Genomic DNA, 21,432 nt, shown 5'->3' with positions numbered 1-21,432 from the left:
GCCCGCCAGACGGGCGATCGCGCGGTCAGGGCTTCTCGGCCAGGTCGGCGTCGTCTTTTCGACGAATCGACACCTCTGCCGGGATGCCCCGCGAGAACAGGATCGACAGCAGGCTGATCAGGATCAGTCCCACGAACGACACGCGCAGCGACGAGAGCTGCGATTCGCGATAGACCTCGGCGAGTTCGCTCGAGTCCTCTTCACTGAGACCGGCCGCTTCGCCGATCCCGGCGACGTCCGCTGCGGGCACCACTGTGACCCCGCGGTCTGTCGCGGCGCTCACGGTCTCGCGCACCTCGCTCGGAAGGTCGCTCACAGCGACTCCCGACGCGAACGAGGTCGACAGCGCGCCGATCAGCAGCGACCCGATCAGCGCCGTTCCGAGCGATGAGCCGAGATTCTGGAAGACGCCCTGCAGTCCGCCTGCCTCGCTCGTGTCCTTCTCGCTCACGCTCGACATGTTGACGTTGCCGAGCTGTGAGGCCAGGAGCCCGAGGGCGCCGCCGGCGAGGAACATGCCGGACGCGAACAGGCCGCCGCGGAGGTCTTCGGTCACCGAACCGAGCAGCAGCACGGCGCTGAGCACGAGGGTCGACTGCCCGACTCTCACGATGCGGCGAGGCGACCACCTGCGCGACAGCGCGGTGCCGACGATCGAGAAGAGGATCAACGAGACCGAGAGCGGGAAGATCTTGAGGCCCGTCTCGAGCGCGTCGTATCCGAGCGTCATCTGCAGGTAGACCGGAACCATGAAGAACAGCCCTGCCGTCACGGCGTACTGGGCGCCGAGCACCGATAGCCCGCTGCGCAGAGTCGTGATGGAGAACAGATCCGGCTGCATGAGAGGAGAGCGGCCGTGTCGTATCAGCCGTCGTTGCCAGCCGATGAAGAGCGCGATCAGGGCGGCTCCGAGCGCGATGCACCAGGTCGTCAGAGAGACTCCGAGGGGCGCGATGGGGACGCCCGCGATCTCCGGCGTGTACAGGGGGACCACCCACCCCCACGTCTTGCTCTGCAGCATGCCGAAGACGATCAGGACGAGACCGGCCGACGAGAGCAGCACGCTGCCGATGTCGATGCGGATGCTCTGTCGTGGGGTGGAATCGGTGATGATGCGAGCGCACACGACGACCCCCAGCATGATCACCACCTCGGCGACGAAGACGAACCGCCAGCTGGAGTAGGTGGTCACCGCCCCGCCGATCAACGGACCGGCCGCGACCGCCGCACCCGACACGGCGCCGATGACGGCGAAGGCGGTGACGCGCTCAGCACCTCGGTAGTTGTCGGCGACGAGTGCGGCGATCGCGGGGATCACCAGCACCGCGCCCAGCCCCTCGATGATCGACCAGCCGAGGAAGAGGAACCCCACGGACGGACTCAGCGCGGTGATGAGGGAGCCTGCGGCGTAGACGCACGAGCCGATCACGAAGGCGCGGCGTCGTCCCCACACATCGCCGAGCTTGGCGCCGAGGAGCATGAACGCCGCCATCGTCAGGGTGTAGAACGTGATCGCCGCCTGCATCGCCGTCACGGACGTGTCGAGATCGCTCACGACCGTCGAGATCGATACGTTCATGACGGTTCCGTCGAGCACCATCACGAACTGCGCGGCGCCGAGGACTATGACCACGTTCCACTTCTTCAAGAGGTCTCCTCGGGTGCGGATGTGGATGTGGGTGCGGATGCGGGTGCGGATGCTGATGCCGCCTCTGCCTCGTACGCGGGACGGCGGTTGCCGCGCATGATCCGCGCCACGGCCGTGATCAGGAACAGCTGTCCGGTGATCGCCTCGGCGACGGCGATCCCCTGCACGGCGGGGCTCACCGGCACGATGTTGCCGTAGCCCGTGGTCGTGAGCGTCGTGTACGAGAAGAACAGCTGGCTCGAGAGGGAATCGACGACCTCCGCACCGAAGGTCGGCGTGATGGTCAGAAGCGCGACGAGGTTGTAGACGAGAGCGAAGAACATGCCCACCAGGACGTACGCCGAGATCGCGGCGAGCAGAGCCTCGGCATCCAGGCCCCGACGCGTGACCTGGTGCCTGATGATCGCGACCGGTGCGATGAGGAACGCGACCATCGATGCGGCGGACAGGGAGATGTCGAGTGCGTGTCCCTGCAGGTCGAATACCGCGACCACGACCGCGGCGATGCCCGCGACCGTGAGCACGATCCAGGCGATGCGCTGCACCCGAGGATGCGCATCCGTCACGCGAAGCACGACGGCGACGGTGACCAGCTGCACCACGAACGCCGATGGGCTCGGGTCAGTGGTGCCCTGAGCGGCGCACAGCGCGTAGGTGAGCACGAGAAGCGCGAGCACGAGCCAGTACCCCGACGGCCATCCGGACACCGGTCTCGCGACGTGAGCCCCGAGAGTCGCGGGCTCACGCATCGTGCCTCGGGATCCCATGGAGGCGCCTCACGCGGGTCCGTGTTCGCTCGGCAGTCGCCCTGACGCAAGGGCGGCTTTCAGGGCGCGGAAGTCGCTGTCGTTCTGATCGGCGTAAGCCACCGCGAAGTCCGCGATCGCCTCCTCGAACGTGTCGCTTCGCCCCAGATACCCCGCGATCTGCACCCGATCTCCGGATCGGGAGTGGGCTCGCGCCAGCGTCTCGCCGCAGATCCGCGCGTACAGGACCGCACCCCGCACGGTCATCGTCTCCGGGTCGATTCCTCCCTTCCCGTCCTGCAGCTGCCGGATGTAGAAGTCTCGGTGCTGCCCGTCGAGGCCGACGACGGATTGCCATCCGAGGAAGATGTCGCTGGATGCCTGCATCAGCCGCTGCCCGCGCACGACGCGCTCTGCGTGATCGTCGAACTCGCTCGGCCCGAGGAAGCGTTCGAGCACGGATGCCTGAGCCTCCTTCGCCTGGAGAAGCAGCGGATCGTCGTCGTCGCGTCCGCTGAGCAGGACCACCCAGGCGCGCGTCCCCACGCTTCCGACGCCGACGACCTTTCGCGCCATGTGTCGGTACCGATACTCGGCGATCGGATGCCGTTCGCCGACGAGCGTCGTCCGATACGCGCCCAGCACCTGGTGCATCACATCCGCCTCGTCTGCCGCACGCCCCGCTTCGCGGATGAGATCCTCGACGGGGACGATCAACGGCGGCGCCGCGACGATGCGCAGGTGACCGTCGACGACGCGCACCAGCTTCTTGAAGGCCTTCCGATGATCGCGCTTCCGCGCCTTCTCGATCGTCGCGTCCAGCCGGCGCACCTCCTCGTCTCCCACCCGCTGGTCGAGTTGGGCCTGGCGGATCGACGACCGCGCACGTTCTGCGTCGAGTCGGTCGTACCACGCGTCGAGCACAGTCGACTTCGCCGCCCTCCTCATCGCCGTCCGATAGCCGTGCGCTACTGCCACGACGCAGGCACGTTCCTCCTCAGCGTTGAAACCACGCTGCCTGCCGGCCACCGCGAAGCTCGCCGCGAGCCGTTTCACATCCCAGTCGAACGGCCCTGGGAGCGTCTCATCGAAGTCGTTGATGTCGAAGATCATGTGCCGCTCCGGGGTGCTGAACAGCCCGAAGTTCGACAGGTGCGCGTCTCCACAGAGCTGCGCGATGATGCCGGTGTGGGGGGACTCCGCGAGGTCCGACGCCATGAGCAGGGCCGCCCCCCGGTAGAAGGCGAGCGGCGACACCGCCATCCGCGTGTACCGCAGCGGTGTGAGCTCTTGCACCCGTGATCGTCCCTGCTCCTCGAGCAGAGCGATGGGGTCCGGCCGTTCCGGGGCAGACGACCACGCGCCGAGCTGCGCCCGGGGCATCCGCGAGCGGGCGGCGCGTCCTTCGTCACGTCGTTCGGCGAACGGCTTCGCGACCTCCGGCGGGAGAGTCATGAGCTGGCAGGTCCGAGGGGATCGACAGAGGCGAGGGCCGCCTTCTCGTCCGCGATGTCGTCGAGCGCATCGCTCTCGGCCGACACGACGTCGATGACATCGGCATCGTCGGACGGTGGACGTTCGACCACCTCCAGGATCAGAACGGCGAGCAGCGACAGAGCCAGAGTCCACAGCACGAGTGCGGGGCTGAGCGGCCGTACGAGCAGCACGACCGCCGCACCCGCCACGATGATCGCGGCTCTCAGGAGAGCGCGTCGCGAGTACAGCCACGCGCCGACGCGTCCGGTGCTCAGGCCGCGCCGTTCCAGAGTGTCGCGCAGCGAGGCTGCGCCACCGTGCACGATGGCGCGAAGTCGTCGAGGAACGTCGAAGGGACCGGCGAACCACGCGACCACAGCAGTGACGAGCGCGAGCACGAGCACAGCCACGGCGGTATCGCGCATGGCGCCGCCGACGAGTTCGTAGATCGCGCCCCCGGCATCCGCGGGAATGCCGTTGCTGCGCAGAGCCGCGTCGAAGAACACCCTGCCGATGGCGAGGCCCGCGAGCACGATCAGCATCACGAGGCCGAGGGAGAGCGCGGCGGTGACCAGTGCGACCGAGCGTCGTCGCGCGACGACCACCCCGGCGGCGAGGAACAGGATCGCCACCCAGGGCAACCACAGTCCAGCCGCCACCACCAGCTCGTAGGCGAGCTGGACGGAGGCGAGGGAGTCGACCTGCGCGACGGTGATTGTGCGATCGACCGTCGGGATCGACGCCGCGAATCCCACGCCCTGGTCGACGAGCACGTCTTTCGCGGCGTCGATGATCGGCGCCAGCTGAATCCCGATCGTGCCGTCGGACCCGAGTGCGATGGCCGCATCCGGATCGTTCTGCAACGCGGACACCACCTGCGAGTGGCTGATGCGGAGCGCCGATGCCCAGACGTTCGCGAACGCCTCGGACTCGACGAAGCGCTCGACCACGGTGCCCACGAGTGATTGCAGTCCCTGCGCGGCGGGGCCCTTGAGCAGCTCCAGCGCACGAGTCGCCGCGGGGCCCGTGCCGAGCTCGATGACGCCGTCGATCACATCCGTGGTGAGGGTGGGGATGTCGACCTGCCCCTCGATCGCCTCGACCACCTGATCGGTGACGGCGGACTGCACGGCAGGATCGCTCGCGAGCACGGAGTAGCTCGCGACGAAACGGTCGGTGTCGGTGAGCTGCACGTTGCCCCAGGCGGCCACCAGGGCGACGGGTGCGATGAGCGTTCCCAGCACGATGAGGACGGTAGCCGAGAGGGTGCGCCCCCACCCGCGGGATCGACGGCGCGAGGCAACCGGATCGGGCATAGGGGCGGGGACTGCCGCAGGGTTGCCGCCCCGGAGCACGCTGTTCTCGGCTTCGAGGGCAGCCAGGCGCCGCTGCAGCTCCTGGACCGTGGATCGTGCCATGGGATTCTCCGTCCTCAGACTCTCGCGTTCTGACGCGGGATATGGACCTGTTTGATGATCAACAGGATCGCGGCCGTGATCGGGATCGACACCAGGGCGCCGAGCAGACCGAGCAGGGCCCCGCCGATGAGCGCCCCGATGATGACGAGCGACCCTGGCACCGCGATCGCCTTGTTCATGATGCGCGGAGTCAGCAGATATGCCTCGAACTGCATGTAGATCAGATACAGCACCGAGAAGATCAGTGCGAGCAGGGGGTCGCTGAACAGCGCGACGACCGAGGCGAAGATCCAGTATGTGACCGGACCGATGAGCGGTATCAGTGTGATCAGGAAGGCGGCCAGCCCCATGAAGGCAGGGGCCGGGAGCCCCAGGATCAGATGCAGGAGGGTCGCGAACACCGCATTGCAGGCGGCGAGCACCACCATCCCGATGAGATATCCGCCGATCGAGTCCGTGATCTGCTCCGTGAGCGATCGGAGTCTGGCTCGATCGCGCGCGGGTGCGAGCGAGTAGAACGCGGACTTGATCGACGACAGCGACGCGAGGAAGTACAGGGTGAGGACGACGACGATGATGACCCCGGAGATCGCGTTGCCGACGCCGAAGCCCACGGCGAGCACTCCGCCTCCGACAGCGAGCAGGTTGCCGGGATCCGCGAAGAACGCCGCGAGCTGATCGAGTGCGGTTCCGACGACGTCTCCGACCTGCGCCTCGAAGGCTGTGTACGCCTCCGAGGTGCGGAAGTCCGCGATGGCCGCGGGGATGGAGCGTGCGAACTCGCCCACCTGCACCAGGGCGGGCGGGAGGATGAACCCGATCACGACGACGAGGAAGACGAGGAAGCCGCCGGAGACGATCAGCAGTCCGCGGGTTCGTGACACCCGGTGTGCCTCCAGCCAGCGGATCACCGGGTCGAGGCCGAGCGCGACGAAGAGGGCGATCGCGATGTAGACGAGGATCGTGGCGACCGAACTCGCGGCGACGCCGAGGACGAAAGCGCCGAGCCCGCCGAGGACCAGAGCGAAGCCGAACAGCAGAGGGCGGGTGACGGTGATCTGGATGCTGCGTGGTTGCGACCCACGCGAGGCGCGCCGAAGCTGAGGGGGTGACTCCTCAGGCACGCTCGCATCGCTCACGGTGCCACTCTCGGGCGCAGGGCGCACGGCCGCGTCACCCTTTCAGGGCGATATACCGCGGCGTCAGAGCAGCCCGAGGTCCTGAGCGCGCGCGACGGCGGTGTTGCGATTGGGCACCGCGAGCTTCCGATAGATGTGAGCCATGTGGGTTTTGATCGTGTTGGGCGACACATAGCAGCGGGCGGCTAGCTCGAGGTTGGTCATCCTGGTGGGCAGGTACGCGAGTATCTCGAGTTCACGGTCGGTCAGTTGCTCGGCCAGTTCGGGCGAGGTCGCGCGGGTGCGGCGGAGCAGGCTCGCCCTTTCCAGCACGGTGGCGCGGAACGGCGTCGAGGTGCCGGGGAGGTCGGCGATCAGACGCATGACCTCGGGGCCGGCGCGCACGAAGACGGCGATCAGATCATGCTGTGACGCCAGATCGAGGGCCCTGTGCATCGCTTCCGCGCCCGCGCCCGTGCCGCGCTCGCGGGCATCGAGCCACGAGCGGAGGATGAGCTGTTCCACACTGGCGCGCGGCATCGATTCGGGGGGCTCCGGGGTGACCGCATCGAGGTGGGCGCGCGCGAGGCCGGGGCGGTTGCGCGTCAGTGCTGTGGCAGTCGCCTCGAAGGTCACAGGAGACCAGCGTCCTGCCGTCGGATGACGCAACCCGCCGTTCGATGCGTGCGCGAGGCGGAGTGCGCGAGCCTCCTCGGCCTCGAGCGCCACCGCGACGATCGGAGGCGGGGTCGACGGCAGAGCCTCGACCGGGTCCACGGCGTCTCCCTCGCTGAGAACCCTCTCGAGGTGCGCGATCCACATGAGCTGAGTGCGGTGGTTCGCGGCGGCGCGGAGTGCGCCCTCGTGCAAGGGCGCCGCGGCGGAGGACGGCGTGGCTCGCTCGACCGATGCGAGTGCCGCGGCGAGGAAGGCGTCCGCCGGCGACGGATGTGCGAGCAGACGGGTCTCGGCGGCGAGGTCCAGGGCCTCCGCGGAGAACGCCGCGGCACGGCGCAGCCGTCCGGCCCACGCCTCCAGCAGCGCGAGCGAGCCGAGAAGATGGATGCGATACAGGCTGTACTGGGCCCCTGGCTCGGCGAGCGCCTCGTCGAATCGTCGTCGCGCAGCGATCAGATCACCCGAGAGGAAGAGCGCTCGGCCCGCCGAGGTCAGCGAACTCGTGCGCAGCAGGTGCGGGTGGGTGAGGCCCAGCAGCTCGGGTGGGTGCAGATCCGGATGCTCGCTGAGCAGCGCTGCAGCCGACTCCGCAGCCTGCAGTGCGATGTGGGGATCAGACCGGAACTGCGCCCGCGCCGCGAGGAAGGTGTGGATGATCGCCGAACGGCCCGGCGTGAGAGTTGGCCGATCGGCCTGTTCGCGCAGCACGTCCTCGGCTCTGGCCGCGTCTCCGTTCATCATCAGCAGCATGCCGCGCAGGATCTCGACGTCAGGTCGGGTCGCACGGAACTCTGCCGGCAACGCATCGAGCCACCGGCTGACCGACACGGTGTCGTTGCGTTCGAGCACCTCGCGGCCGCGTCCGGAGATGACGGTCGCCGCGCGCTCCCACGATCCGGCTTCGAGGAGGTAGTCGATGGCACAGGGCGCATCGCCCCTCGCGAGATGCCAGTCGGCCGCGGCAGTGCGGATCTCGGTCGCCGCTCGGGGGCGCTCGGCCTTCAACCGGTAGCGCAGGAGCTCTCGGAACATCGGGTGGAAGCGGAACCACTCCCGATTCCGATCGAGGGCGACGAGGAACATCGACTCTCTCTCGAGCTCCTCGAACAGCGACGTCGCGTCATCGACGGAGAGGATCGACTCGACGAGTTCTGCGGACATCCGGTCGAGGGCTGACAGGCGCAGCAGCAGCGATCGGCGCTCGGGAGGCTGCTGGGCCAGGGCCTGTTCGCTCAGATACTCGGAGATGAGGCGATCGGTGCCGCGAAGCTCACTCGCGAAGTGCTCCGGGTCGGCTTCGCTGCGCAGACCGAGACCGGTCAGCACGACTCCGGCGGCCCATCCCTCGGTGCGCTCCATCACTGCTGTGAGAGTGCGCGGACTGACGGGAGCGCCGATGATCCGTTCGAGCAGGGTCGCACTCGCGGCCTCGTCGAGCGCGAGGTCGCTCTGTCGCAGCTCGATCAACGAGTGGCTCAGCCGATGGCGACCCCAGCCGAGGCCGTAGTCGATACGTGACGAGAAGATGAGGTGGGTGTGCTCGGGGACGTTGTCGGCGAGCCACCAGAGGTCGGGCAGCAGCGGGGATCCGGCGAGGTGGTGCAGGTCGTCGAGCACGAGCACGACGGGGGGATGCTCGCGGAAGACGTTGACGAGAGACTCGAGGACCGGGCGCCCGAAGGCTCGCGCGTTGACTGCGTGCGGCCGTCCGAGGTCCCTCGTCTCGCGGCCCGGGGGCAGCACAGCGCTCAGCAGATGGTCGAGGAGGCGTCGTGGATCGCTGTCCGCCGGCTCCAGCCCGATCCAGATGACACGCACGTCGGGGTGCGATGCCGCCCACTGCGACACCAGCACGGTCTTGCCGGAACCGGCCGGGGCGACGACCACGCTGAGGGGCGCGTTCAGCGCCGCGTCGAGTCGGCTACGCAATCGTGGTCGCTCGACGGCGTGAGCCGGCGGGGGAGGTATGGCTGTCATCGGCGATTCCGCTGTCAGTATGGCAGGGCGCGGTCGCACCATCCACAGCGACTTCAGATCATCCGCAGAGGATGAGGACGCCCGCGATCTGCGCGTCCATCATGGGACCGTCGCGCTCGCGCGTCCTCGTTGCCCGTGCATCCCAGGGAGGCTGCCGTCATGACCCAGGTCTTCGAAGTGCTCGTCCGCGGACGGATGAGCTCGCAGCTCGCGCAGGCGCTGGACGGGTTCACGGTGCAGGCGCGGCCTGGTGGACTGACGAGCATCCTCGGACCTGTCGATGATCAGCCGCGTCTGCTGGGCCTTCTCGGGGCGTTCGATGACCTCCACATCGAGGTCATCTCGGTGAATCCCGTCCCTGCACCTGACGCCGGGTCACCCGGGCAGGGTGACGCGGGCGCATCCGCGCCTGGCTAGCTTCGGACCTGGTACTCACCACCTCCGATCGAAAGGGATCGCGCATGTCCATCTGGGATCTCGTGGCCTGGTTCTTCTGGGCCTTCGTCTTCATCTCGTACCTCATGGTCGTCTTCACGATCATCGGCGACATCTTCCGAGACAGCTCTCTCAACGGGTGGCTGAAGGCGGTGTGGATCATCTTCCTCGTCTTCCTCCCGTTCCTGACATCACTCGTGTATCTCATCGCCCGCGGGCAGGGGATGGCGCAGCGGCGCGGCGAGCAGATCGCCGAACTGCAAGCGGCCCAGACCGCCTACATCCGGGAGACCGCAGGCTCTTCGCCGGCGGACGACATCACGAAGGCGCGGGGTCTGCTCGACTCGGGCGTGATCACCCAGGCCGAGTTCGAGACGCTCAAGGCGAAGGCGCTCGCGTCCTAGCCGATCCAGGGAGCGGCCGACGGGCGGAGGACGTCCGTCGACCACCTGGACGGGCGAGCCGCGTCACCCGAGAAGTGTGATGATCCTGCTCGGAGTCCGAGGCAAGCTGGAGGCCGAAGAGGGACTGGAGGCCGGGCATGACCGAACTGACCATAGGCACGATGACGGATGATGCGGAAACGTTCGTGCAGCTGGACGCACGCCGCTTCAACCGACATACGTTCTGGTGCGGCCAGAGCGGCAGCGGCAAGACATACGCGCTCGGCGTCGTGCTCGAGCAGCTCCTGCTGCACACCGAACTGCCGATGCTCATCCTCGATCCGAATGCCGACTTCGTGAGGCTGGCGGAGACGAGAGCAGGCGCTTCGACCGAGCATGCGGCCGCCATCGCGCAGACCGACATCCGCGTGTTCCGATCGGGTCACGGAGAGGGCGACAAGCTGCACGCCCGATACATCGATCTATCTCCGGCCGCCAAGGCCGCGGTTCTGCAGATCGACCCGATCGCCGATGCCGAGGAGTACAACGTCCTGCTCCACTGGCCCGTCAGCACCACGGAGTTCGACGCCGACGACATGCTGAGACAGTTCCGCGCGACAGGAGACCCGGCGCATATCCGGCTCGCGAATCGCATGGAGAACCTGCAGGTGCTCGAGTGGGACCTCTGGTCGAGAGGAGCCGGATCCGTCGTCGATGTGATCGCTGAACGGCCGAGGGCCACCGTCCTCGACCTCGGGGGATTCGACCACCCTGCGGAGCCGAAGGTCGCGGCACTCGCGGTGCTCGAGGCACTGTGGATGCAGCGCGAGAGCCGCCGTCCTCTTCTCATCGTGATCGACGAGGCCCACAACCTCTGCTCACCCGAGCCGCGCACCGCCGTCGAGAAAGCTCTCACCGAGAGGCTCGTGCAGATCGCGGCGGAGGGACGAAAGTTCGGTCTCTGGCTCTTCCTGTCGACGCAGCGCCCGACCAAGATCCACCCCAACGTGCTCTCGCAGTGCGACAACCTCGGACTCATGCGCGTCAACGCCCCGCGCGACATCGCCGAGTTGGCCGATGTGTTCGGCTTCGTCGGAGAAGACGACATCCGCCGTGCCCAGGGATTCGCTCAGGGACAGGCGCTTTTCGCCGGGGGGTTCATCGCGCAGCCGACGTTCGCGCAGATGGGGGAGCGGCTGACCGAAGAGGCCGGAGCAGACGTGCGAGTGCCGCTGCGCTCGTGAGCGAGTGGTCGGCGGATCAGCGCCAGATGGCCGCGATGCCGGCGTTGAGCGCTGTCAGGATGCCGACGAGCCAGAACATCGCGACAGGGACGGACCCGGACTTGCGCTGCGTCGAGGTGCCGATGCCGAGGAGCGCACCGATCACCAGGAGCACGACGAGCTTCGTGCCGATCTTGGCGTAGTTCATCTCGACGCCCTCGGGGAGTCCCCACGGTGCGGCGAGTGCGAGGCCCGCGATCGCCGCGATCGTCATGCCGATGCTCATCAGACGGGTGAACTCGCGCTTGCCGCCGAAAGCCTGCACCGCCCAAGCGCCGAAGAGCACGGCGAAGCCGATCAGGTGGACGAACAGAACGACGTGGCGCAGAGTCTCCATGCCCTCACGCTAGAAGCACGTGGGGTTCGCGCGCCAGCAAGGGCAGGCTGACCTCTCAGCCGCGCAGCTCGCGCACGAGGACGGCAGTGCGCAGTGCGGCATCCGCCGCCTCCGCGCCCTTGTCCTCCTTCGAGCCCTCGAGACCAGCGCGGTCGAGGCCCTGCTTCTCGTCGTCGAGCGTGAGAACGCCGAAGCCCACCGGCTTGCCCGCATCGAGTGAGACGCGGGTCAGTCCGTCGGTCGTCGCGGCCGAGACGTACTCGAAGTGCGGGGTTCCGCCGCGGATGATCACGCCGAGCGCGACGACGGCGTCCGCCCCGCCCGCGAACGCGGCCTGCGCGGCGAGAGCGAGCTCGAACGAACCCGGCACGCGCACGAGCCGGTATGCGGCGTCGGCCTCGTCGAGGACGCGCTGCGCACCGGCGATCAGGCCGTCGGTGATCACGTCATGCCACGTGCCGGCGACGATGACGACCTTCAGCCCGCGTCCGTCGATCTTCTCGGTCTTGGGTGCTCCTGCGCCGCTCATGCGTCGTCCTTCCGTCCGTCGGCAAGAGCCTCTGCGAGCTCCGCCTCTCCGATGATGTGACCCATCCGGTCACGCTTGGTCTCGAGGTACTGGTGGTTGTTGGGTCCGACGCCGACGATCAGCGGCACCTGCTCGACGACATCGAGCCCAAGGCCGCGCAGCTGATTCACCTTGTCGGTGTTGTTCGTCAGCAGGCGCACCTTCGACACACCGAGGTCGGCGAGGATTCCCGCCGCAGCCGCGTAGTCGCGGGCGTCGGCCGGGAGCCCCAGCGCGAGGTTCGCGTCGACCGTGTCGAGGCCCTCCTCCTGCAGGCTGTACGCGCGGAGCTTGTTGATCAGCCCGATGCCCCGGCCCTCATGGCCCCGCATGTAGATGACGACGCCGCCGTCCTGCTCGATCGCGTCGAGAGCGGCGTCGAGCTGGGGGCCGCACTCGCACTTGAGCGACCCGAACGCCTCGCCCGTCAGGCACTCCGAGTGCACCCGCACGAGAGCGGTCTCGCTCAGCTCGCCCGACACGACGGCGATGTGATCGGTGCCGGTCACCCTGTCTTTGTACGCCAGGAAGCGGAACGTGCCGTGCGTGGTGGGCACGGTCGCATCCGCGCGCAGGCTCACGCGCCTGCTGGCTCGTTCGGGAGACCAGCCGGTGGGGTCGGTCTCGTTGAGATGCGCGATGAGCTGCTCGATCGTGATGACCGGCACGCCGTCGCGCGCACCCAGCTCGATGAGCCCGGGAAGCCGCATCATGCTGCCGTCCTCGGCGACGACCTCGGCGATCGCGCCGACCGGGCGCAGACCCGCGAGCTTCATCAGGTCGACAGCGGCCTCGGTGTGACCGCTGCGCTCGCGCACGCCGCCGTCGACCGCGCGGAGAGGAAGCACATGTCCGGGGCGGATGATGCTCGTCGCGGTCGACTCGGGGTTCGCCAGGACGTTCAGCGTGTGGGCGCGGTCGTGCGCGCTGATGCCGGTGGTCACGCCCTCTGCCGCGTCGACGCTCACCGTGTAGGCGGTCGAGCGTGCGTCCTCGGATGCCGCGACCATCGGCTGCAGGTTGAGGTTGTCGGCGAGGTCGGCGGGCATCGGCGCGCAGATGAAGCCGGATGACCAGCGAACCGTCCAGGCGACCCATTCGGGCGTGGCGAGCTCGGCCGAGAGGATCACATCGCCCTCGTTCTCGCGGTTCTCATCGTCTGCGACGAGCACCGGTCGCCCGGCGCGCAGGGCCTCGAGGGCCTCGGGAATGGTGGAAAGGCTCATCGCGAGCCTCCTTCCGGTGCTGCCCTGAACGCCAGCAGACGCTCGACGTGGCGGGCGAGGATGTCGGTCTCGAGGTTCACACGGTCGCCGACCGCGCGCGAGCCGAGGGTGGTGGCGGCGAGGGTCTCGGGAATCAGCGAGATCTCGAACCACTGGGCATCGACATCGACGGGGCTGACCGCACTCACCGTGAGCGACGTGCCGTCGACGGAGATGGAGCCCTTGTCGACGACGAGGGGCGCGAGGTCGTCTGGCAGAGAGATGCGCAGCACGCTCCACTGTTCGCCGGGGCGCACCTCGAGCACGCTGCCCACTCCATCGACGTGCCCCTGCACGATGTGGCCGCCGAGGCGGGCGCCGACCGGCATCGCCTTCTCGATGTTCACGCGGGTGCCGACGGATGCTCCGCCGAGGGCGGCGACATCGAGGGTCTGCTTCATCACATCGGCGTCGAAGGTGTCGGTCGTCGAGTCGACGACCGTGAGGCAGACGCCCGAGACCGCGATGGACTCGCCGTGCACGGCGTCGGACACCGCCTTGGGGGCTCGCACCGTCAGACGCCATCCGTCTCCGGCGGGCGCGATCGCGGTGATCTCGCCGATCTCCTCGATGATTCCGGTGAACATCAGGCGGCTCCTTCTTCGGTGGTGAGCAACGGCTGCGCGACTGCGAGCAGGTCGGCGCCGAGGGGCAGCCACTCCTCGATCGTCAGGCGCCGGGCGGCGTCGATGGTGCCGACGCCGATGTCGGTGAGTGCCAGTCGGTCGCCTCCGAGCAGCACGGGCGCGATGTAGGCGAGCACGCGGTCGGCGAGCCCTGCTGCGATGAAGGCGCTCGCCAGGGTCGGGCCCCCTTCGACGAACACGCTCTGGATGCCGCGCGAATGCAGGTCGGCGAGCACGGCGCTCAGGTCGTGGATGTCGTAGAAGAGCGGCGTCTTCGGGTGGCGGCGGATCGCCGCGTCGTCGGGGGTCGGGCGCGAGCCGATCACGACGGGGATCGGCTGCCGGTCGTGGAGCGCATCGCCGTCGCGGGCCGTCAGCGAGGGGTCGTCAGAGAGCACGGTGCCCGTTCCGACGACGATCGCGTCCGCAGCGGCTCGACGTCGATGGACATCGGCCCTGGCCTCCGGCCCGGTGATCCACTGGCTGCTGCCATCGGATGCCGCCGCGCGGCCGTCGAGGGACTGGGCCCATTTCACGGTGACGTGCGGGCGCCCCAGACGCTGAGCGGTGAGCCAGCCGTCGATGATCTCGTGCGCGACATCGGCCTGTTCGCCCGAATCGACGCTCACCCCCGCCGAGCGCAGGCGATCGCCGCCGCCGCCCGAGACCTCGCCGGGGTCGTCGAGGGCGTAGACGACGCGCGAGACGCCCGCTTCGATGAGCGCGACGGCGCACGGGCCGGTGCGCCCGGTGTGGTTGCACGGTTCGAGGGTGACGACGGCGGTCGCACCGTCGGCCGCGCCGGGTGCGAGCTTCGAGAGCGCATCGACCTCGGCGTGCGGCGTGCCGGCACCATGGTGCCAGCCTTCGGCGATGATCTGGCCCTCGGGGGAGAGGATGACGGCGCCGACCTGAGGATTCACGCCTCGAGGGCCGAGCGTCGCGAGCTCGAGCGCACGGGTCATCGCCCGCCGTTCCGCCTCGTTCACTGCCATCCGTGGTCCTCTCTGAGGCTCCGGGGATTCTCCTCGGGAGGAGACGTCGGCAGAACGCGCGCGCGGCGGCGCACCGTGCTGCCTCCCTTCCGGACTAGCGAGGCTGCGCCTCGCACCACCGTCGGTCCCGGAATTCCACCGGATCGGCATCTCGGAGAACCGAGACGCTCGCGGACTGTCACCGCCGGTTCGGATTCTCACCGACCCCGGAGCACGTTGATGCTCTGAGTGTACTCAACACATCTGACTGCGTTTCATTCCGCGTCGAAGTGCTACTTGAGCAGCCGTGACAGGCGACGATCGGCGAGCGGTTTGCCCCCGGTCTGGCAGGTCGGGCAGTACTCCATCGAGCGGTCCGCGAAGAAGACGCTGCGCACGGTGTCGCCGCACACCGGGCATGCCTCGCCGCGACGGGCGTGCACCTGCATCCCGCGGCGCTTCGCGTCTTTGAGGTCGGCCGGCGGCTTGCCGGAGGCCTCGACGACGGCATCCGTCAGCGTCGTTCGCATGGCGGCGTACAGGCGATCGATCTCGTCGTCGCCCAGCTTGTCGGCGATCGCATACGGCGACATGCGCGCGGCATGCAGGATCTCGTCGGAGTAGGCGTTGCCGATCCCCGCGATCACGCTCTGGTCGCGCAGCAGCCCCTTGATCTGCGTTCGCCGGCCGTCGAGCAGGGCGGCGAACGCGTCGCGTGTGAACGACTCGGCGAGGGGGTCGGGGCCGAGGCGGGCGATGCCGGGCACCTCTTCGGGGTCGCGCACGACATAGACGGCGAGCGACTTCTTCGTGCCGGCCTCGGTGAGGTCGAATCCGCTCTCGTCGTCGAGGCCCACTCGAACGGCGATGGGCGACTTGCCCGGCTTGATGAGGGTCGTCGGCAGGGTCTCGTACCAACGCAGCCAGCCCGCCTTGGCCAGATGGAAGACGAGGTGCAGGTCGTCGCCGCACGAGAGCACGACGAACTTGCCCCGGCGCGATGCCGCGGTGATCTCGGCCCCGTGCAGAGCGGTGTTGGGCGGGTCGTAGGTCTTCAGAGCCGCGATGGCCCCCACGCTCGTGCGGACGATCGTGCGCCCCACCGTGCGCTCGGCGAGGAAGCTGGTCAGGCCCTGGACCTCCGGCATCTCAGGCATGCGCTCATCCTGCCACCGACGTCGGACACGCGGCTAGGTCACCCCCTCAGAAGACCGGCCAGTCCACCGGGGTGCGATCGTCGGTCGCGAGGAGCCCGCCGAACCATCCGTCGTCGCGCCCGCGTTCGTTGGTGAGCGCCTGGCGCCCCAGCCCCTCGTACCGGAACCCGAGCGCACGGGCAGCTCGGGCCGACGGGACGTTGCCGGCGACCGCACGCCAGCCCAGTCGGGCGAGGCCGAGCTCGACGAATGCCCAGTCGACGACGGCGCGAGCCGCTTCGACCAGGTAGCCGTTGCCTCGGGCGGATGCCGTGACCCAGTAGCCGATCTCGGCGTGCCCGCCGGTCGGATGCTCGACGATGTGGTGCAGTCCGATCGAGGCCACCAGCTCGTCGTCGCGATAGGCGCACCAGATCGCCTGACTGCCGTCGGCCCACCACTCGCCGATCAGACGGACGTATCCTTCGCCGTGCTCACGGGTGTACGGGCTCGGCACGGTCGTCCATCGAGGGATCTCCGGATCCTGGCAGGCCGCCGTGATCGCGTCGATGTCCGACTCGTCCGGCACATGCAGGACGAGGCGCTCGGTGGTGAGGATGACCGGTTCCATCCCGGCATCCTACGGCTCGCGAGGCGCGCGTCCTTGCCGATCCCGATGCCAGTGTCGGCGGTCGCGGCTAGGCTTGTCCGGTGACTGTTCCGGGGATTCTGCGCGCCTTGGAAGAGGCGTCTCTTTTTCGTGACGCCCTCAGCTGGGCGCAGACCGATGCCGACCTCGGCCTCGTCGACGGACTCGACGCTCCGGCTCTCGCCGGTCTGCTCGAGAAGCGCCGGGCGGCCGGGCATCCCGCCGCGCTCCTGACCGTCGTCCCGACCGGCAGACGCGCCGAGAGCCTCGCTGCCGCACTCGCCGCGTACATCCCCGATGCAGAGGTCGTGACCTTCCCCGCGTGGGAGACGCTGCCGCACGAGCGACTCAGCCCCAGCACCGACACGGTGGGTCAGAGACTGCAGACCCTGCGTCGCATCGCCGAGTGGTCGGGCGACCACCCCCTCGTCGTCGTCGCCTCCGTGCGAGCCGCACTGCAGCCGATCGCCGGCAACCTCGGCGAGATCGCCCCGCTCGAGCTTCGTGCAGGCAGTCGAGGTCATGAGCTCGATCACGTCGTCGAGCAGCTGGTCGAGCGCGCCTACTCGCGCGTCGACATGGTGTCGCGCCGTGGCGAGTTCGCCGTGCGCGGCGGCATCCTCGACGTCTTCCCCGCGATCTCGGAGCATCCGTTCCGCGTCGAGTTCTTCGGCGACGAGATCGACCAGATCCGCTCGTTCTCGGTCGCCGATCAGCGCTCGCTTCCGGGCGATGTCGACGGTGTCGATCTGCCGCCGAGCCGCGAGCTGCTGCTGACCCCTGACGTCCGCGATCGCGCGCGAGCGCTGATCAGCGGGTTCCCGGCGATCGCCGGCATGCTCGAGAAGATGGCCGAGGGCATCCCGGTCGAGGGCATGGAGTCTCTTCTTCCGGCGGTCTCCGGTCCGCTCAAGTCACTGGCCGAGTACCTGCCCGAGGGCGTCGCGACCGCCGTCGTCGACCCCGAACGGTCGAGCGCCCGTGCGATCACGCTCGGCGAGACCAACCGCGAGTTCCTCGACGCGGCCTGGAGTGCGGCGACCTCGGGTGCATCGGCCCCCATCGATCTCGGTGCCGGCGACTTCCTCACCATCGCCCGGCTGCGCGAGGTCGTCCGCGATCGCGGCGGCGTCTGGTGGCGGCTGAGCCCGTTCTCGATGGGCGGCGAGGACGCCGAGACCATCGACGCCTCGGTCATCCCGTCGTTCCACGGAAACGTCGACGGTGCGATCTCGTTCGTCGAGGCGAAGATCGCAGACGGCTGGCGGGTCGTCGTGATCGCCGCCGGAGCGGGCCTCGTCGACCGTGCCCGCGACGTGCTGTCCGACCGGGGCATCGCCGCTCGCATCGTGTCCGAGCTGACCGACGCGCCCGACACCGGCGTCGCGACTCTCGTCACCGGCTCGGTCGAGGCCGGATTCCAGATCCGCGAGGCGAAGCTCGCCGTCCTCACCGATAACGAGTTCTACGGGCGCACGATCGGCGGAGACCAGCGCGTCGTCAAGAAGCTCGCGTCGCGTCGCAAGAACGTCGTCGATCCGCTGCAGCTCAAGCAGGGCGACTTCGTCGTGCACAACACCCACGGCATCGGCCGCTTCGTCGAGATGACGCAGCGCGAGGTGTCGACCGGCGGGCGCAACGCGACGAAGTCGGTGCGCGACTATCTCGTGCTCGAGTACGCCCCGTCGAAGCGCGGCTATCCCGGCGACAAGCTCTACGTGCCCACCGATCAGCTCGACCTGCTCTCGAAGTACGTCGGCGGTGAGGGGCCGACCCTCTCGAAGATGGGCGGCAGTGACTGGTCGCAGGCCAAGGGCAAGGCTCGCAAGGCCGTGCGCGACATCGCGGTCGAGCTGGTCAAGCTGTACTCGGCGCGCATGAGCGCGAAGGGTCATGCGTTCGGCCCCGACACGCCCTGGCAGCGCGAGCTCGAAGAGGCGTTCCCGTTCGCCGAGACCCTCGATCAGCTGCAGACGATCGACGAGATCAAGGCCGACATGGAGCGACCGATCCCGATGGACAGGCTGCTCTCGGGCGACGTCGGCTTCGGCAAGACCGAGGTGGCCGTGCGCGCGGCGTTCAAGGCGATCCAGGACGGCAAGCAGGTCGCGATGCTCGTGCCGACCACGCTCCTCGTGAAGCAGCACCTCGAGACGTTCACCGAGCGCTTCGCCGGATTCCCCGTCAAGGTGCGTCCGCTGTCGCGCTTCCAGAGCGACAAGGAGGCGCGTCTCACTCTCGACGGCCTGCTCGACGGCACGGTCGACATGGTGATCGGCACGCACCGCATCCTCACCGATCAGGTCATGTTCAAAGACCTCGGCCTGATGATCATCGACGAGGAGCAGCGCTTCGGCGTCGAGCACAAGGACACCCTCAAGAAGATGAAGACGAACGTCGACATCCTCGCGATGAGCGCCACCCCCATCCCGCGCACGCTCGAGATGGCGGTCACCGGCATCCGCGAGATGTCGACGCTGGCGACGCCGCCGGAGGACCGGCATCCGATCCTTTCGTTCGTCGGCCCCCGCAGTGACAAGCAGATGGCGGCGGCGATCCGCCGAGAGATCCTGCGCGAGGGTCAGGTGTTCTTCGTGCACAACCGCGTGCAGTCGATCCAGCGCGTCGCTGCCCAGCTCGCCGAGCTGGTGCCCGAGGCGCGCATCGCCGTGGCGCACGGCCAGATGGGCGAGCACGCGCTCGAGCAGGTCGTCGACGACTTCTGGGAGCGCAAGTTCGACGTGCTCGTCTCGACCACGATCATCGAGACGGGTCTCGACATCGCGAACGCGAACACGATCATCATCGACAGGGCCGACAAGTACGGCCTGAGCCAGCTGCATCAGCTGCGCGGCCGTGTCGGTCGAGGTCGCGAGCGCGCGTATGCGTACTTCCTCTACGACGAGATGAAGCCGCTCAGCGAGACGGCGGCCGACCGGCTGCAGACGATCGCGGTGAACAACGACCTCGGTTCCGGAATGCAGGTCGCGCTCAAGGACCTCGAGCTGCGCGGCGCCGGAAACCTGCTCGGCGGCGAGCAGGCCGGCCACATCGCGGGAGTCGGCTTCGACCTTTACCTGCGCATGATCGGCGAGGCCGTCGCGACGTTCCGCGGCGAAGACGTCGAGTCGGGCCAGGAGCTGCGCCTCGAGCTGCCGTTGGACGCGCGCATCCCCGAGTACTACATCGACAGCGAGCGACTACGTCTCGAGGCATACCAGAAGCTGTCAGCGGCGTCGACGGCGACGGCGAAGGACGACGCGATCGATCTCGTCATCGACGAGCTCACCGACCGCTACGGCACCCCTCCCGACGAGGTCACCGGCCTGATCGCCGTCTCCCGCCTTCGCCGTCGCGCGGCCAGAGCCGGGCTCTCCGACGTCGTGGTCATGGGCTCGAACCTGCGCATCGCGCCTGCCCGACTCGAGGACTCGATCAAGGTGCGCCTGCAGCGGCTGTACCCCAAGGCGAAGCTGGTCGGCGGGGGTGAGGCGATCGTCGTGCCGATGCCGACCGTGCCCGCCGCCGTGGGAGTCGGACTCGAACCGCTGCAGGCGGCCGAGCTGCTCGAGTGGGTCGGCCAGCTGTTCACGGCGATCTTCCCCGAGCCGGTCGTCGCCGAGCCGGTCGCCGCCGAGGCGGCCGCGGGGGCGTAGACCGCGCAGACGCGAGGCGTCGACTCGTCCGGGAGTTCGACGCCCCGCGTGCTCTGCCGCTGGGCTAGAGCGAGAATCCGCCGTCGGTGGTCAGCACCTGACCGACCACCCACGAGCCGGCGTCGGTGCACAGCCAGCCGATCAGGCGGGCCGGGTCATCGGGGCGGCCGATGCGGCCGAACGGCGTGCCGTCGATCCACTCGTCGACGCCCGACAGATCGCGATCAGTGGTGTCGGCGTCGAGGTAGCCCGTGTTCACCGGGCCCGGATTGACGGTGTTCAGCACGATCCCGACATCGAGCAGTTCAGCGGCGGTCGAGCGCGTGATCCCCGCCAGCGCGGCCTTGCTCGTCGCGTACGAGATCTCGCCGCGCATCGCTCCGTGCCCCTGACCGGAGGTCATCCAGACGACGTGAGCGGTCGGCTTCTCGAAGGGCCCGAGCGACGGGACGCGGTCGCCCGGACGGGCGACCGGAGTCTCGGCACCGCCGAGCTCATGGCGGACTCGCCTCGCCAGGCCGGCGGTGAGCAGCAGCGAGGCGCGCGCGTTGGCCTGCCAGTGCGCGTCGAGTCGGTCGGCGGTCATGTCGAAGATCGTGCCGTCGCCGCCGCTCATCGCCTGGTTGCAGACGACGATGTCGAGCCGGCCCGAGAGCGATGAGGCGGCGTCGAGCAGCGGTTCGATGCTGTCGGGGTCGCGGAGATCCGCCTGGACGTCGCCCATCACGGCGCCCGATGCGAGGGAGTCGCGGATGCCCGCGCGAACCGCGTCGAGGTCGTCCCCGCCCCAGGGGTGGTCGAGATCATGGGGGCGGAAGTGGTGGAGGAACACGTTCGCGCCGAGAGACGCGAGCGTCGTCGCGGTCGCGAATCCGATGCCGCGTCTGCGGGAGACACCGGTCACCAGGGCGGTGCGTCCGAATAGGGGAAGGTCGGTGGAGTGCATGGCGATGAGCCTTTCGATCGGAGAAGCCGCGGGCACGCCGAAGGGCGGCCGGGGACGGGGAGGGATCGAGTCACCTGCATTGCATGGGCGTCAGCGTAGCAGGACGATCGCTG

18 protein-coding genes are annotated in these 21,432 nt (G+C 68.6%); 4 read left to right on the top strand and 14 right to left on the bottom strand.

The window, feature by feature from the left end; all coding sequences use genetic code 11:
* Nucleotides 1-25: 25 nt before the first annotated feature.
* From RQG82_RS17585 to RQG82_RS17560, 6 genes are all read right to left on the bottom strand, one after another.
* Nucleotides 26-1,648, bottom strand: coding sequence for an MFS transporter (locus RQG82_RS17585; RefSeq protein WP_311260082.1), 1,623 nt, complete (start codon nt 1,646-1,648; stop codon nt 26-28).
* Entirely contained in the window at nt 1,645-2,415 is a 771-nt protein-coding gene (locus RQG82_RS17580; protein ID WP_311260081.1) for an ion channel, read from the bottom strand. Before RQG82_RS17580 ends, RQG82_RS17585 begins: the two co-directional genes overlap by 4 nt.
* Nucleotides 2,416-2,424: 9 nt before the next feature.
* Nucleotides 2,425-3,849 (bottom strand): DUF2252 domain-containing protein, encoded by a 1,425-nt coding sequence (locus RQG82_RS17575; protein WP_311260080.1) that lies wholly within the window; start codon nt 3,847-3,849, stop codon nt 2,425-2,427.
* Entirely contained in the window at nt 3,846-5,288 is a 1,443-nt protein-coding gene (locus RQG82_RS17570; RefSeq protein ID WP_311260079.1) for a hypothetical protein, read from the bottom strand. Before RQG82_RS17570 ends, RQG82_RS17575 begins: the two co-directional genes overlap by 4 nt.
* A gap of 14 nt (nt 5,289-5,302) precedes the next feature.
* Nucleotides 5,303-6,427 carry an AI-2E family transporter gene (locus tag RQG82_RS17565; protein ID WP_311260078.1) on the bottom strand — a complete coding sequence of 375 codons (1,125 nt, stop codon included), beginning with the start codon at nt 6,425-6,427 and terminating at the stop codon, nt 5,303-5,305.
* 63 nt (nt 6,428-6,490) lie between these two features.
* Nucleotides 6,491-9,061 (bottom strand): LuxR C-terminal-related transcriptional regulator, encoded by a 2,571-nt coding sequence (locus RQG82_RS17560; protein ID WP_311260077.1) that lies wholly within the window; start codon nt 9,059-9,061, stop codon nt 6,491-6,493.
* Between the two features lie 159 nt (nt 9,062-9,220).
* Here RQG82_RS17560 and RQG82_RS17555 point away from each other — a divergent pair, with 159 nt between their 5' ends.
* The 3 genes from RQG82_RS17555 (at nt 9,221) to RQG82_RS17545 (ending at nt 11,123) form a co-directional block, all read left to right on the top strand.
* Nucleotides 9,221-9,478 carry a hypothetical protein gene (locus tag RQG82_RS17555; RefSeq protein ID WP_311260076.1) on the top strand — a complete coding sequence of 86 codons (258 nt, stop codon included), beginning with the start codon at nt 9,221-9,223 and terminating at the stop codon, nt 9,476-9,478.
* 44 nt (nt 9,479-9,522) lie between these two features.
* Complete coding sequence (locus tag RQG82_RS17550; protein WP_042542094.1) at nt 9,523-9,900, top strand: SHOCT domain-containing protein; 378 nt, start codon at nt 9,523-9,525, stop codon at nt 9,898-9,900.
* Between the two features lie 137 nt (nt 9,901-10,037).
* Complete coding sequence (locus RQG82_RS17545) at nt 10,038-11,123, top strand: ATP-binding protein (protein ID WP_311260075.1); 1,086 nt, start codon at nt 10,038-10,040, stop codon at nt 11,121-11,123.
* A gap of 16 nt (nt 11,124-11,139) precedes the next feature.
* On the opposite strand, the gene RQG82_RS17540 is transcribed toward RQG82_RS17545, so the two are convergent.
* The 7 genes from RQG82_RS17540 to RQG82_RS17510 form a co-directional block, all read right to left on the bottom strand.
* Nucleotides 11,140-11,499 carry a Fe-S protein gene (locus RQG82_RS17540; protein WP_311260074.1) on the bottom strand — a complete coding sequence of 120 codons (360 nt, stop codon included), beginning with the start codon at nt 11,497-11,499 and terminating at the stop codon, nt 11,140-11,142.
* A gap of 55 nt (nt 11,500-11,554) precedes the next feature.
* Nucleotides 11,555-12,028 (bottom strand): 6,7-dimethyl-8-ribityllumazine synthase, encoded by a 474-nt coding sequence (ribH, locus tag RQG82_RS17535; RefSeq protein WP_311260073.1) that lies wholly within the window; start codon nt 12,026-12,028, stop codon nt 11,555-11,557.
* Entirely contained in the window at nt 12,025-13,293 is a 1,269-nt protein-coding gene (locus RQG82_RS17530) for a bifunctional 3,4-dihydroxy-2-butanone-4-phosphate synthase/GTP cyclohydrolase II (RefSeq protein WP_042542090.1), read from the bottom strand. Before RQG82_RS17530 ends, ribH begins: the two co-directional genes overlap by 4 nt.
* A complete protein-coding gene (locus tag RQG82_RS17525; RefSeq protein ID WP_311260072.1) occupies nt 13,290-13,919 on the bottom strand; it encodes a riboflavin synthase in 630 nt (209 codons plus the stop codon). Before RQG82_RS17525 ends, RQG82_RS17530 begins: the two co-directional genes overlap by 4 nt.
* The gene (gene ribD / locus RQG82_RS17520; protein WP_311260071.1) at nt 13,919-14,953 is read right to left on the bottom strand and encodes a bifunctional diaminohydroxyphosphoribosylaminopyrimidine deaminase/5-amino-6-(5-phosphoribosylamino)uracil reductase RibD; all 1,035 of its coding nucleotides are present in this window, start codon (nt 14,951-14,953) and stop codon (nt 13,919-13,921) included. Before ribD ends, RQG82_RS17525 begins: the two co-directional genes overlap by 1 nt.
* Nucleotides 14,954-15,225: 272 nt before the next feature.
* Nucleotides 15,226-16,089: a DNA-formamidopyrimidine glycosylase family protein gene (locus RQG82_RS17515; RefSeq protein WP_311260070.1), complete on the bottom strand. Its 864-nt coding sequence runs from the start codon at nt 16,087-16,089 to the stop codon at nt 15,226-15,228.
* A gap of 46 nt (nt 16,090-16,135) precedes the next feature.
* The gene (locus tag RQG82_RS17510; RefSeq protein ID WP_311260069.1) at nt 16,136-16,699 is read right to left on the bottom strand and encodes a GNAT family protein; all 564 of its coding nucleotides are present in this window, start codon (nt 16,697-16,699) and stop codon (nt 16,136-16,138) included.
* Nucleotides 16,700-16,779: 80 nt separating this feature from the next.
* On the opposite strand from RQG82_RS17510, the gene mfd reads away from it, so the two are divergent.
* Complete coding sequence (gene mfd / locus RQG82_RS17505; protein WP_311260068.1) at nt 16,780-20,373, top strand: transcription-repair coupling factor; 3,594 nt, start codon at nt 16,780-16,782, stop codon at nt 20,371-20,373.
* 64 nt (nt 20,374-20,437) lie between these two features.
* Here mfd and RQG82_RS17500 read toward each other — a convergent pair whose 3' ends face one another.
* Entirely contained in the window at nt 20,438-21,319 is an 882-nt protein-coding gene (locus RQG82_RS17500; RefSeq protein WP_311260067.1) for an SDR family oxidoreductase, read from the bottom strand.
* Nucleotides 21,320-21,432 lie beyond the last annotated feature (113 nt).

This window comes from Microbacterium sp. WCS2018Hpa-9 (genome assembly GCF_031843745.1).
Lineage (GTDB): Bacteria > Actinomycetota > Actinomycetes > Actinomycetales > Microbacteriaceae > Microbacterium.
Note: the sequence above shows the minus strand (reverse complement) of the source record. Positions and strands in the feature narration are given on the sequence as shown.

Coding starts and splice junctions, on each gene's coding strand:
- RQG82_RS17580 (WP_311260081.1), bottom strand. CDS start 2,415: ATGGGATCCCGAGGCACGATGCGTGAGCCCGCGACTCTCGGGGCTCAC.
- RQG82_RS17575 (WP_311260080.1), bottom strand. CDS start 3,849: ATGACTCTCCCGCCGGAGGTCGCGAAGCCGTTCGCCGAACGACGTGAC.
- RQG82_RS17570 (WP_311260079.1), bottom strand. CDS start 5,288: ATGGCACGATCCACGGTCCAGGAGCTGCAGCGGCGCCTGGCTGCCCTC.
- RQG82_RS17560 (WP_311260077.1), bottom strand. CDS start 9,061: ATGACAGCCATACCTCCCCCGCCGGCTCACGCCGTCGAGCGACCACGA.
- RQG82_RS17555 (WP_311260076.1), top strand. CDS start 9,221: ATGACCCAGGTCTTCGAAGTGCTCGTCCGCGGACGGATGAGCTCGCAG.
- RQG82_RS17550 (WP_042542094.1), top strand. CDS start 9,523: ATGTCCATCTGGGATCTCGTGGCCTGGTTCTTCTGGGCCTTCGTCTTC.
- RQG82_RS17545 (WP_311260075.1), top strand. CDS start 10,038: ATGACCGAACTGACCATAGGCACGATGACGGATGATGCGGAAACGTTC.
- RQG82_RS17540 (WP_311260074.1), bottom strand. CDS start 11,499: ATGGAGACTCTGCGCCACGTCGTTCTGTTCGTCCACCTGATCGGCTTC.
- ribH (WP_311260073.1), bottom strand. CDS start 12,028: ATGAGCGGCGCAGGAGCACCCAAGACCGAGAAGATCGACGGACGCGGG.
- RQG82_RS17530 (WP_042542090.1), bottom strand. CDS start 13,293: ATGAGCCTTTCCACCATTCCCGAGGCCCTCGAGGCCCTGCGCGCCGGG.
- RQG82_RS17525 (WP_311260072.1), bottom strand. CDS start 13,919: ATGTTCACCGGAATCATCGAGGAGATCGGCGAGATCACCGCGATCGCG.
- ribD (WP_311260071.1), bottom strand. CDS start 14,953: ATGGCAGTGAACGAGGCGGAACGGCGGGCGATGACCCGTGCGCTCGAG.
- RQG82_RS17515 (WP_311260070.1), bottom strand. CDS start 16,089: ATGCCTGAGATGCCGGAGGTCCAGGGCCTGACCAGCTTCCTCGCCGAG.
- RQG82_RS17510 (WP_311260069.1), bottom strand. CDS start 16,699: ATGGAACCGGTCATCCTCACCACCGAGCGCCTCGTCCTGCATGTGCCG.
- RQG82_RS17500 (WP_311260067.1), bottom strand. CDS start 21,319: ATGCACTCCACCGACCTTCCCCTATTCGGACGCACCGCCCTGGTGACC.